Origin of the sequence: Sphingobacterium sp. UBA7855 (assembly GCA_002500745.1) — a bacterium.
GTDB lineage: Bacteria > Bacteroidota > Bacteroidia > Sphingobacteriales > Sphingobacteriaceae > Sphingobacterium.
Genome location: DLST01000010.1, coordinates 245,632 through 258,840, shown reverse-complemented (window position 1 = coordinate 258,840; position 13,209 = coordinate 245,632). Strand labels below are relative to the sequence as shown.

Sequence of the window (13,209 nt, the reverse complement as noted above, 5' to 3'; positions counted from 1 at the left end):
AACAAATTATTTAAAGTTCAAATGATTAACTTCGATAAATATAACCGAGAAATTCTTATGCCTAAGATCCATTTATTAGACTATTTTCCGCCGAAGCTCATTTCGATAAAACGGATCACATTCTATGTGCTGCTATCGTTGATGTTTCTATATGTTGTGACCTATTCACAGATTGCGAAAGCCCAAAATTCAGACTGGCTAACAAAAGATATCCTATTTAAGAGTGAGGACATTCAATTGGCAGGTTCCATACTTCAGCCAACACATCCCCGTGCGGCCATTGTCCTCGTTCACGGTTCCGGGCAAGAGAAAAGGATGACGGATTTCGCCTCATTTTTAGCTCGAAATGGTATTGCTGTATTTACCTATGACAAACGTGGGGTAGGAAAATCGAAGGGAATTTATGCCGGCCCTGAGGTTGGTACAAATAATATTGACTCCGCTAACCTCAATCTGCTTGCAAAAGATGCACAAGCAGCTGTAAAAACGTTCCATCAACAACTACACAACCCGAATATTCCAATCGGACTGCTAGGATTTAGTCAAGCGGGCTGGATCATTCCATTGGCGGCCAACAAAAATCCATTGGTCGACTTTTTTGTCTTGTATAGTGGTGCAGTAATTCCTGCGCGTGAACAGCTCCGATTTCAGTTCTTTACAAATGGAAGAAAAGACTTTTGGGATAAACATACGGAGACTGAGGCTCGTCATCATGTGATGAATGATCCAGACCGTTATCAATTTATCAATACCGATCCAGTCACATCACTAAAAACGACAGCTGTACCAGGACTTTGGCTGTTCGGGTCGCAAGATATCCAAATACCAGTAGGCTTATCGATAGAACGCCTCAATGCATTGAAAGCGCAGGGAAAACCTTTCGAGTATTGCCTATTCCCTACATTAGATCACAACACTAGTCTTTCAGCATCGGCTGAACCAAGCGACATTGCACTTCAATGGATTAAGAGCAGGACTAAACGCAAATTCACTCCTTCTCCTCTCGAACAAGAAAATCATAAGAATACCAAAATTTTAGGTGTCCATAAGAATTGAGATCACTTAGACTATAGCTAATAGGATAATCATAGCTATGCTGTTGCAATTCAAGTTCATTTTTATAATCCGCAACAAGTTTTTTAATCGGGTTGAGACCTGTTGCACGTCTGATAAAGCCTTTTTGTCGTCCGCCGCGCAGATATATTAATACGTCTGAACCATTTAATATTGCTTTATCCAGTTCGGTCAGTTCTTGGTTGTAAAGTAATTTCTCCAGGACATTTTTCAGATCACCACGCGGAAAATCGCTTTCTCCCATTACAATGGAATGTGTACCGTAATTTGCGGATGAAACATAATAAGGATTATATCCGCTCTTTTTTAATTTTTCAACTTCCTCCTTGTTAAAACCCTTTACATCATCCGCTAGATCAACTTGAAGGCTAAATGCAATATGCTCCCGACGCAATAGCAAGCTGTTTGCCCTCTTTATTGTGGTTGAATCACGATGGCGAACCAACTTTAGCACACTATCTACGTCAGGGCTATTATTGAGATGATAACGTATCGCTCTATAGTCGAAAAACGCACCTACAGAAGATTGCTCCAAAACAGCTGGTTCCCCTCTGCTTTTCTTTGCAAAAGCTCGAATAGCATCATAACTTGGGATGATACGAATCGAAGGTAAAGTTGGCTGCGTAGATGAAACTGCGTTTTTAAAAGGTTTATAATAAGAGCGAAGAGCGGTTAACTTTAGCTGCGGCGTCGTGTCTTTCAAACCCCAGACCGTGCCCAAATAGAAATTCATATCTACCGTACCATCTACATAAAACTGACTAACAGAAAATCCAACAGAACGTCCTTCAAACTGATACCTTTTGCCCATTACTATCCCATCAATCTCTGTAGCGTCAATATCAGCATCCTCTTTGTCACAACTTGACAAAAAACAAATGCTTAACAAAAACAGGAACAGATATTTCATAATTTAAAAAATTGATAGTCACTTCTGCTGAAGCACTTTTAACTCATCTACCCGTCGGACAATGGCCTTTAGATTCTTCTCAAATATATACAAAATTCCTAACCCGACATACATAAAAATAAGAATAACAACACGATACAATGCTAAGGAAGCCTACGCACCTAAAAAATTAAAAATAAGATAAACTATTAATACGTAGAGAAGGATCATCTATAACACGAAACTTTGTTCATTCTTATGGCATCGATGATCTTTTTAATGATTGCCACAATCAAAAAACTATAAATATCCAATATAATGATTAAATCTGAAACAACCAAATACCAAATTGCGGGTAATAACAATTTTCATTCACCTTTAATACAGTAGTCGTTCAGTGCTTGTTCAGTGCTTACTGAATCATCACTGAACAAGCACTGAACGATCACTGAACAAGCACTGTGATAACGTAAAATTTGGTTGCTATTTGGTCATAAGTTAATTTTGCTAAAAATTGAAGAAAAAAAGGTAAAAAACTACGCTTATGTAACAAAATGTAGATGCTGTATCGAAATAAAAAATACTGATGAAAAAATTTCTGTATGACCCGATCATTTTTTTTGATCTAATAGAAGAGAATAATTAATAAAAAAACACCCGAAAGCATGGGGTACCCCGGGTGTTTTAGCCATATTATTAACCTATTTTATGAAAAGTGCCCTTGAATGGGCAACACTAAAGTAGAAAATAACTTTGTATAAACAAAATAAAACTTTTAAAAACGCATTTTTTATCATGGACTAAATCGGTTAAACAACACGTTAGTAACACCAATACAAAAAATAAATCGTCGTTAGAAATATTAAAAGCCAGCTGCTTACAACTGGCTTTTAACCCTATATACTTTTTCTTAAACAATTTTAAAAACCGCCCCCATTAATCAACACAGTCTCCCCTCCTTTTTTGAGGTTGGCTGCATCCTGTTGGATTTTAAAATATTGTGCCGCTGGGCAGGCCATCTGTGTCATCCGTCCCGCATGCATAGACACTTCGACCACTTGCTTTGAATCATAGCGGAGTAAGGTGGTATAGGACCAAATCGCTTCCAATACTTTCGTTTTTGTTGCCTGTACAGGTTTGCCTTCATTGGCCACCTGATCGATAGCGTTCACCCGCTTAAACTCGCCCAATCCACCCAGGGTATATCCTGCACTTTCAAACGTAGCTTCATATTTCTTGCCGTTACCCTGTATAGCAAATTTTAACATCCCTGGACCAACAATTTCCAATGTCATCAGCACCTTTTCTCCAGGATACCAATAATATTCGTCCTGTGCGGGTGCATTTTGATAAAGACTTGCCTGGCCAGAGCCATGTGCAGCTCTTCGTAAAAATGGTCTGAAAGCCCGTCTATCTTCAGTCACATTTCCTTTTTCATCTTTAATAACTTCCCAGGTAAGACCAATATCCGTTTCCTGTCCCCCCATGTTACCGCCCATATAAACGGAGGGATTATCCAGGTATTGCTTGGGTTTGCTCGGGTTCAACCGCGCCGGATCAAATTCCATCTTTGGTAAGGTAACTTCGGCCTTAATGCCGACCCAAACATCTGTACTGGAAACGACTTTTCGATAGTAGGCTCCTTGAAAACAAGCTTTTGAAGAAGCCGGACGCACCTCATTTTTGAGATACTCATTTCCATCATCACCTACGACCGGAAATTCTGGTTTAACAAATTCATTTTTTGCACTGCAGGCGGTCAGGCCTAGTAAAAAAAGTAAGAGTATGTGTTTCATTATTTCTTCGGATCAATAGGTACAAAAATTAATGGGGTCGGTAGGCAGGAAGCTCCCGGAGGAGAATAGGTAAATTCTATTTCCTGTATTTCCTTCTTCGGGTCGGGCCAATAAGTTTCGATGAGAATTGCCTCTGGATAACCTTTTGTAATCAGCGCATTTTTGGGATATTGCATCACTGTCTTTTGACCATCTTGCCCCACAAGTTCCATTGTCAGCCCCATACCACCACACCATTGGTTGTCACCAGATCGACTGTTCCAGCTGACCAAAGCCAATCCTTTTCCGTCTGTACTCTTCCATTTAATCTTTGTTTTATACAGCACACCGTAGTTTCCGGCATTCTTGGCAAATTCCTTTTTCGCACCAATCGTTCCCGTGATCCATGGATCGCCCTGTCCGTCGGCAACAATCAGCTGCACTGCTCCTTTTTTGGTATCAAGCGTATCTTTCGGATTAATCTGATAATTGGAAATTGGAAAAATACCACGCCCAGCGTTTGCGTGACTATGTGGAATCAACGTCTTTATCCGCGGAAACACTTTTGGGCCAGACTCATTTGGAGCAAATTGTATGACAGCAATCTGCGCCGGCTGGTCTACCACAAATTCATAGAATCCATGGACAAGTTCATCGTATTGTACCAGCTGTTTTTCCAGTTTTTCATCGATAGCCATCACTTCCCCCGGTTTAAGCACTTTCACCTGATTGTTTACAGCAGATAAAAAATAGTCCTCAAGCCCCTTCTTTCCAATTTCAAAGTAGTTTGAACTCGGTTTTTGTGAAGCATATTTCAACATGCGAAAATGCATATTTTCATGCCCCAGGTTTTTTATGACCGCCGAAATCTTACGGGGCATTTTTTGAGGTTCTTTGACACCATTGACGTTATAGACATATAACCTAACTGCGCCGGGATCAACCGTCTCCTGTAGTGCAATGGCTTCCGGAACACGGATATACTCGGGATCATCAGATATGATATACTGCGGCCCCGGCAATACGGTCTTTGTGTAAGGCAACTTGGGAAAATCCGTTTTTAGAAAATCCTCCAACAAAACGATATCGCCTTTATTTGCGCTGACAATCTTTTTGGACACGCTACTTAAATCATTTTTTTGTGCAAATCCAACTTTACACGAAACTAAACCTAACATCAACAATAAGCTTGTTTTGATGTGCTTGTTCATAATTTTATTTTTTTACGAATGAATACAATGTTCCTCCACTGCACACAAGCTGCGTGAAGGAACGATTATTTTAATTTGAATCGGCATAAATTGTAAATTCCTGCGCAACGAGATAACCAAAGGTCGTCAACATATACACCTGAAGCCTTTGTCCATTTTCTGAGGTTCCCATACAGATGTCGCTGGTTGCATTACCATTGGTACCGCCTGTAAACAGTTCCGACTCATAAACACGCAATTGGTTATAGGTCGGTGAACTCAGTGTGGTACCAATGCGGGCTCTATCGCTAATATCATAAACATACATCTGACCAATCTCATTGCTTCCAAACAATTTGACCTGAGCCAAAATATCTGCATTGTTAAAACGCTGAAAGGCGATACCACCATTCATAGCAGTACCTGTAATTGCCGGGAATGCTGCTAGCCGCCCCCATGTACTTCCCGAAACATAAGCAAGTTCGGCGTTAGTGCTCGCGATCAGTTCGGCGTTAGCGCCGACCCCTAAAGGAAGATATTCCGGAAGGAAGCCCAATGATGCCGCACCATCCTTATATTCCAGGACATCGGCAGCGGTAGATTTTATCTGGCCATTTTCGACTGTCCAACGCAGAAGGTAACGACTGGTTGCAACCGAAGCGAGCAACTGACCGTTTCCGTCCATATCCCCTACCCAGTTAAGTTTACGACCGATATTGCCATCGCCAGCAGCTACCGCAGCAGGTTTGCTATAAGGTAGATCCAATAACTTGGCAGGACTGGTATCAAAAACATCTTTGTATTTGTATAGCACAAAGCTCTGTCCATTCGGCGTATAAGTTCCTAACATAAACCGTCCTTTTTCATCGCTCACGCCTTGGAAGATCAAACGACCAGCCGGGAAAGGATTTGTTAGGTTATGGGAATAAGCTCCTGTGAAACGGTTGTACACCTTAAATACAGATGGTGAAGTCCGGCTCACAATCACCAGGTAATCGCCACTCACAAAACAGGACGTTTCACTATTAGCCGTGAAGCCCAAGTCTGCCGCTTTCTTCAGGAATAAGCGCCGGTTAATGCCCACCCCTTTAGCAAGTTTGATAGGTTCTTTGACAACCAATTTGAGCTGCCGCTTGATATTTCCCGCTCCAGAAATCGTCAGAGGTACTTCTGCACCGTTTGCTAAATTGACCTGACCTCCGCTTGCTATAGAACCACTGGAATGTTTATTAATAACGTAACTCAGCGTAGATTGTGAAAGATCCATACCCGGCACCACATAAAACGTCACCGTATTCCCGTTTAAGATCCCCTCAACCTCACTTTCCTTTTGTTCGCTGTCTTTAAATGTAATTTTGATTCCCGAAATATCTGTATTGCCTTTCTTCTCGGCAATGACCACATAATCCTTTGCATCACCGTTTCCTGCGGTAACAGTAATTTTCTTGGGTGCCGTCAAGTCTGTAAATCCATTTAATCCCGGCGTCACCTGGGCATCAGCCGGAACGGAAGCACGTAACATCAGTCGCGAAAGATCTACTTCGTTGTCCGAATCGATCGGATAATAATAATCTACGTGCAAATACACCGTATCATTGCTGATCGTACTTAAGAAGAGGCGATCTCGCCCTTTTCCATCAATCGTAGCGTAAAAATCCATCAATTGATTTTTCACATTCCGCTCCAGATAATTAGGTTTTTGACATCCTCCCAAAAGGATCGCACAGGCCCATAAACTGTAAAATTTTATTTTGTCCATTGCTAGTCTTTCATGTTTTTACCAACCTTTAATTTGAGTCAAAGCGCCGTTTAACTGCACTTCATTTTCAGGTATGGGCAGATAATATAATTTTGTAGTGAAACTTCTGTTGGTTGCGTCTGCTGAGACAACTTCATACGTTAATCCTGTTGCGTTCGGACTGATCTTATGCCCTGTAAACTTCACATTATCCAACAGAAGGTGAGCTTTTCTCCAACGGCGCAAATCCCAGAAACGATGTCCCTCAAAAGCCAGTTCAACTTTGCGCTCGTGCTCCACAGCGGCCATTGCCTGATTATTGTTGGCAAGGCTAAGGGTATTAAGTCCACGCTTCTGGCGAAGCTGATTGATGTAAGTTGTTGCAGTCGCAAAATCGCCCAATTGCGCTTTCGTTTCCGCCATAATCAACAAGACCTCGGCATAGCGCATTTCGATCCAGCTTTGTGTACTCTTATTTTGAACGAATGTGGTATTTGTAGGATCAAGCATTTTGCGTACATAGTATCCTGTAACGGTACGTTTGGGGTCGCCACTCGCGCCAAATGTTGTGAATCCTTCTATCGCATCGGTCGTCGACGTATTCAGTGTTCTTCCTTTCCAGGTTGCACCATTGTATAAGATCGTCGCATAGAAACGAGGCTCACGATTTGTATAGGGAGCCGCTGCCTGCGCAGCATTCTGCCAGGAGAATTTGGATCCGTCAGCCATTTCAAATTCATTGACCAATTCCGCGGTTGGTACACCATAAACCAATGTATTGCCCTGAGCATCCCGAGGTGGGGCATAGCCCAGGTCGTATTGATGCGTGACATCAGGTGCTGCAAAATCTACTCGAAAGATTGCTTCCTTTGTATTTTTATTGGTAAAAATGCTTGTAAAATTATCGTCCAAAGCATAGAGTCCCCCATTAGCCATATCGATGACTTTTTGCGCTGCATCGGCTGATTTTTTAAAATACTCCGCGCTCCTCGCCTGTGAAATGCCCGTCAAAGGATCCTGATTGAACTGCTTGAGATCATATTTAGCAATAGAGCCTGCATACAGTCCTACACGCGCCATCAAGGTATAGGCCGCGCCCTGGGTAGCCCGACCGGCAAGATTGTTGACCGGAAGATGATCCGCTGCAAATTGGAGATCCTCCAGGATAAAATCATAAACGGCTTCCTCACTCGAGCGTTCGTGATCTTTTTCAGTATACTGATCCATACTCTTGAATAGAATCACGCTTCCATGGATCTTTGCCAGCCAGAAATAGGCATATGCTCTCACGAACCTGCCCTCAGCCTCATAAACCTGCTTTTGAGCATCGGAAAGACTGGACTTGGTGTTAATCCCATTGATCATTTCATTGATACGACGGATACGTTCATATCCGCTCGCCCAATAATTCAAACCCACGCTTGCGGAAGAAAACTGGTTTGAGTTGGATACAAGAATATTGACGGTACCATTTCCAGCCGTATTTGAGGTAAATTTCATTCCATCGGCTAAGGCATCCATTGCATTATCATAGCCTAAATTGGGAAATTGACCAAACTGGAATTTTTTAAATTCAGCATAGATACCCGACACATATAGTTCGGCCGAATTGGGGTCAGCCCATACTTTCTCTTCTGCGATCCGGTCCTGTGGAATTAGATCGACAGAACAACCTTGCAACGCCATAAACAACAGGCCTAAAAATGAAAGCTGCCGACAGCTGGTATATAGAGTTGATTTCATCTGTAATAGTAATTTTTAGGAGATTAAAAAGTAACGCTTAAACCAAATTCAAAAATCCGTTGCTGCGGATAAAATCCATTATTGACATTTGGCATTTCGGGATCGAGGTATTTCAAGTAATCCCATGTGAAAAGGTTTGAGCCCGAAGCAAACACGCGTACATGTTCAATCTTCGCTGCATTCAGCAATCCTTTCGGGAAAGTGTAGCCCAACTGCACGGATTTAAGCCGCAGATAATCTCCTTTTCTGATCCATCCTGAATTGGCATTTGCATTGTTGGTCGACATACCTGTTGCTTTATAGGCACTCATACGTGGAAATTCGGCATTTGGATTGTCTTCGCGCCAGGAGTTTTCAACCAAGAAATAAGGGGAGTTTCCATAGTTATAAAAAGGACGGGTAAAAGGCGTGTTATCATCCACATCAGCGGTACCAGACGAGCCTTCATATGTTCCCGCTAAGGCTACATCTACGAGTGTAGCTCCTTGAAGCAGCGCAGAAAAATCAAAACCTTTATAAGCCATATCGAAATTTAAACCAAATGTCAGCTCAGGGACATTGGAACGTCCAATAAACGTTTTATCATCTGTTGTAATTTTACCATCACCATTCAAATCTTTAAATTTAAAAAAACCGGGCGCCATAAATCCCGAACTTGGTGAAGGGGTGTTGCGTGCTTCCTCCCAGGTCTGCACCATTCCTTCTGTAACAAAACCGATTTTCGCTCCAATTGGCTTTCCAATCTTACTTTGCCAAGAGGGGATACCGTTGGCTTCATCGAGTTTCAGATACCCACTTTTTGCCCAGTTGATATTGCCAGTTACGCCCAGTTTGAATTCGCCGAAACGATCGTTATAACGCAATTGGGCATCGAAACCGCGGTTATCAGATTCGCCAATATTGGCTAAACCTGGAAAATAACCACCCATCGACGCTGGATAAAGGTTTGCTACCTGCCCCAGAATACCGTAAGTATAACGGTAGAACCATTCGAAATCAAAACCAAATTTCCCATTTAAAAACCGCGATTCAAATCCAACATTGGATGTAGTGGATTCTTCCCATTTCAATAGTGGGTTTTGAGGTGCATTGGTATATAAGGCTTTGACCGGTTTACCGTCTATGACAATGACTGGTGTTGTATTTTGTGAAAGGGTATTGATGTAAGGGAAACTACCCACTTGTGCACGATCATTGCCTGTACGCCCAATAGACCCTTTTACTTTAAGAAAATCGGCAAAAGGGACAGCATCCTTAAAGAAGGACTCATTTGAGACCACCCAGCCCAATCCAATGGCCGGGAAAGATTTCCAGCGGTTTTCCTTGGCAAAGTTAGCGGAGGCATCCCAACGCGACACCAACTCCACCAAATAACGATCGCGGAAAGCATAATTCAGCCGTGTCACAAATCCCGCCCGAGCAGATTCTGGATCGCTGGAACCTGTAGACTTGATAATGTCTTCCTGGGAAGCCGAACCATAGTTTATTTCCTGAATAATACTGATTGGAAAATTACTTGCGCCGGCACTAAATTGATTACCATGAGTTTTTGCATATTCATATAAACCTAACACACCGATGCTATGATCACCAAAAGTGCGGTTGTAATTTAAACTGGCCTGCCAAGTACTGCGGTAGCTAGCCGCAAAGCTCTGACGAAGAGAAGTCTTCGTGATTCCGGGCAAAGTGGTCATGGAAACAAAGTCGCCTGCAACCTGGTCCCGCTGTCTCCCCATCGTCGGATACGGTGTCAGCCAAGATTTGGATTCATCCGAATTATAGTCGTATGCGCCCTGAACTTTTGCCAGGAAACCTGTTACTCCCGGAACTTTAAAATCAATGTTTGCTGTTCCCTGAAAGATATTGCTTTTGAGCTTCTGGTATCCCGAATTTGCAACGGACGCAATTGGGTTGACCCATCCTGCTCCGGCCTGATATGCTACCGGGAGTCCATTTGGGGCATACATAGGCAGATTCGGGAGCATCCGAACAGCTTGGTAAAATGGATTCATATAGGCCGAGTTATCGGGTGAAATACCGGGCAAATTGGTATTTTGATTACGCAAACCAATGTTCAAACCAACCGTCAGGTATTCATTAAGCTCACTTTTAAGGTTTGTACGGATATTGTAGCGTTTAAAATTGGTATTGTCGGTCACCCCGTCCTGGTTCATATGGCTGACCGAAGCAAAATACTGCGTTTTGCCCGCTCCACCAGAAATTGTTGCGGCATGATGTTGCGAATAGCTATTATTATCTGCCAATAGGCCAATCCAGTCTGTATTCCCAAATAACGGATTGGTGTTGGTTCCATTTGCCACAGCATCGATGAGTTCCTGCGTGTAGATGTAAGCTGCTTCAGTTTGCTTCGTGTTTCGGAGAAAATCATTGTCCAGTTCTGTTCCTTTGTTATACCAGTTCATATAATCCGGTCCATTGAGGAATTTTGGAAAGCGGGTATTTTGGCCAATGCTGTACCCAAAGTCATAGGTTACTTTGGCCTGTTCCTTTCGCCCATTTTTGGTTTTAACCAATATAATTCCATTGGCAGCCTGTACACCATAAGCCGCTGTGGAGACGGCATCCTTTAAAAAGGAAATGGTTTCAATCTCGCTTGGATCAAGGTAAGCTAGGGTAGAAAGTGGTCTTTCGATATCATCGACAATCACCAAAGGATTTCGATTAGGACCGTATGTCCCCACTCCGCGCAGATACAATGTCGCGTTATCTGCCCCCGGGCGGCCAGATTGTTGCAATGCTGTCAATCCAGGAACACGTCCGACAAGTGCATTGGTCAAATTCATCGACGGGGCTTTCTTGAGCTGATCACCTCCGATCTGAACGACAGATCCAACGACGTTGTTCTTCTTTTGCGTACCATAAGCCACAACAACGACCTCGTCAATCTGACGTTCATCGGACTGCAAAACAAAATTTTGTGTACCGGCAACTGTGATCTTCCGCGACTGCGACAAATAGCCGATATAACTAACTTGAAGTTCGGCCGGAAGTCGGTCTACCTGCACGGTAAAACTCCCTTTTTGATCTGTACGTGTTGTTACAGAAGTGCCCACTACTTTAACCGTCGCCCCAGAAATAGGCTGTTCATCGCGATTTCGTATGGTACCATTTACAATGGATTGAGCAAAGCTTATTGCGGATTGCATAAAAACAATAAGTAATCCCAATGCCTTAAAAAGATACCTGCGTTTTACATGTGTTGGTTTCATAATTTAGGAATGAAAAAATAGTGTTATGTTAAAAAATAGTATTTATGGTCACTCGGTTACCTAAACCATGATCAGACGTTTTTCTTTGGATAAAACACACAACGTTCTGAAACGGGGCAAGGCAACATATTTTGGTTTACAATAATTAGGTATATTATTTATACAACGCTAAATAAGAAATAAAATTTTAAATATTCAAATTATTTCTAATTTTTTTTATTAATTAGAGACCAATAAAGAAGAAAAAACACAAACTTAATTTAACGTGATGATATATTTACTATATTTACCGATAAGTTAACGTAACACAGTTATGAGTATAAAATTCTTGAGTGACTTACATGATGCAAGCTATAGCGGTGTAGCCTATAAAAATATTTTGCTTAAAAAGGAGATTTTGACCTTTTTTGCGACTAAGGGGCCTTCAACTATTCCTGAATTGAGCAAGGAATTTAACATCAGTATTCCAAAAATTAATGAATCTATTAATGAACTTATAGAAGATGCGCTGGTCCAGGATAATGGAAAGTCGACTTCGGGAATTGGTAGGAAACCAAATTCTTACGGCTTACTTGCAAATGCAGCTTTTTTTGTTGGCGTTCAGGTAAGCCATGATCATCTTAGTATCGTGGTAATGGATATGAAAAAAGACATTATTGCCACACAAGAGGAAATTTCCCATCGTTTGGAAAATAATCAGGAATCACTTCAAAATATTTGTCGAGAGATCAACCAGTTTATTGCCACACATCAGATTCAAAAAGATAAAATATTGGGTGTCGGCATCAACTTATCTGGTCGCATTAACTACCGAACAGGTTATTCCTACAGTTATTTTAATTTTTATGAAGATCCCCTATCGAAATATTTTGAGCAGGAGCTGCAATTGCGCACCTATCTTGAAAACGACAGCAAGGCGCTTGCGTATGGCGAGTTTTCGAGTGGAATTTTAAAGGACGAGAAAGATGCACTCTTTGTCAATGTAGACAACGGTATCGGATTGGGTATTTTAATCAACGGAAAGATCTATTATGGGAAATCGGGTTTCTCGGGTGAATTTGGACATATTCCCATTTTTGACAACGATATCATCTGTCGCTGCGGAAAAAAGGGTTGCCTCGAAACGGAAGCATCTGGTTTTGCACTTAGAAACCGTGTAATAGCAGCACTGCAAAATGGCGCAACGAGCATCCTAACAAAAAAATTCAATGATCTGGAAGATATCCGGCTCAGCGATATTATCGCTGCTGCAAAAAAAGATGACAATCTCGCTATTGAGTTGATCAATGAACTTGGGGAAAAATTAGGTCGTGGACTTGCTACATTGATCAATATTTTCAATCCAGAAATCATCATCGTAGGTGGTATTTTAGCCAAGAGTGAGGAATATCTGATGTTACCGCTGAAAAATGCAGTCAATAAGTTTTCATTATCCATTGTCAACAAGGACACCAAACTTGCTTATTCAAATAATGGGGAAAAACTTGCGGCCTTTGGAGCTTGCCTTCTCATTCGGGACCGTCTGCTTTCTATTATCGATTAAGACATAAGGCGTGGATTTCACTGAAAT

At 41.9% G+C, this 13,209-nt stretch carries 8 protein-coding genes; 2 read left to right on the top strand and 6 right to left on the bottom strand.

Features of this window, described 5'->3' with window-relative positions:
* Window positions 1–57 precede the first annotated feature (57 nt).
* Window positions 58–1,056, top strand: a complete 999-nt coding sequence (locus B2107_RS07260) for an alpha/beta hydrolase family protein (protein ID WP_293954538.1) — start codon at window positions 58–60, stop codon at window positions 1,054–1,056.
* On the opposite strand, the gene B2107_RS07255 is transcribed toward B2107_RS07260, so the two are convergent.
* The 6 genes from B2107_RS07255 to B2107_RS07230 all read right to left on the bottom strand — a co-directional run bounded on the left by B2107_RS07255 (window position 989) and on the right by B2107_RS07230 (window position 11,639).
* Window positions 989–1,945 (bottom strand): hypothetical protein, encoded by a 957-nt coding sequence (locus B2107_RS07255; protein ID WP_293954536.1) that lies wholly within the window; start codon window positions 1,943–1,945, stop codon window positions 989–991. The genes B2107_RS07260 and B2107_RS07255 overlap by 68 nt on opposite strands.
* Window positions 1,946–2,883: 938 nt before the next feature.
* Window positions 2,884–3,759 carry a hypothetical protein gene (locus B2107_RS07250; protein ID WP_293954507.1) on the bottom strand — a complete coding sequence of 292 codons (876 nt, stop codon included), beginning with the start codon at window positions 3,757–3,759 and terminating at the stop codon, window positions 2,884–2,886.
* Window positions 3,759–4,949 (bottom strand): copper amine oxidase, encoded by a 1,191-nt coding sequence (locus tag B2107_RS07245; protein WP_293954505.1) that lies wholly within the window; start codon window positions 4,947–4,949, stop codon window positions 3,759–3,761. The genes B2107_RS07250 and B2107_RS07245 overlap by 1 nt, the downstream gene beginning before the upstream one ends.
* Before the next feature lie 70 nt (window positions 4,950–5,019).
* Window positions 5,020–6,687: a DUF5018 domain-containing protein gene (locus B2107_RS07240; RefSeq protein WP_293954503.1), complete on the bottom strand. Its 1,668-nt coding sequence runs from the start codon at window positions 6,685–6,687 to the stop codon at window positions 5,020–5,022.
* Between the two features lie 18 nt (window positions 6,688–6,705).
* Window positions 6,706–8,409 carry a RagB/SusD family nutrient uptake outer membrane protein gene (locus B2107_RS07235; protein WP_293954501.1) on the bottom strand — a complete coding sequence of 568 codons (1,704 nt, stop codon included), beginning with the start codon at window positions 8,407–8,409 and terminating at the stop codon, window positions 6,706–6,708.
* A 23-nt stretch (window positions 8,410–8,432) separates the two neighbouring features.
* Window positions 8,433–11,639: a SusC/RagA family TonB-linked outer membrane protein gene (locus tag B2107_RS07230; protein WP_293954499.1), complete on the bottom strand. Its 3,207-nt coding sequence runs from the start codon at window positions 11,637–11,639 to the stop codon at window positions 8,433–8,435.
* Window positions 11,640–11,952: 313 nt separating this feature from the next.
* Here B2107_RS07230 and B2107_RS07225 point away from each other — a divergent pair, with 313 nt between their 5' ends.
* Window positions 11,953–13,182, top strand: a complete 1,230-nt coding sequence (locus tag B2107_RS07225) for an ROK family protein (protein WP_293954497.1) — start codon at window positions 11,953–11,955, stop codon at window positions 13,180–13,182.
* Window positions 13,183–13,209 lie beyond the last annotated feature (27 nt).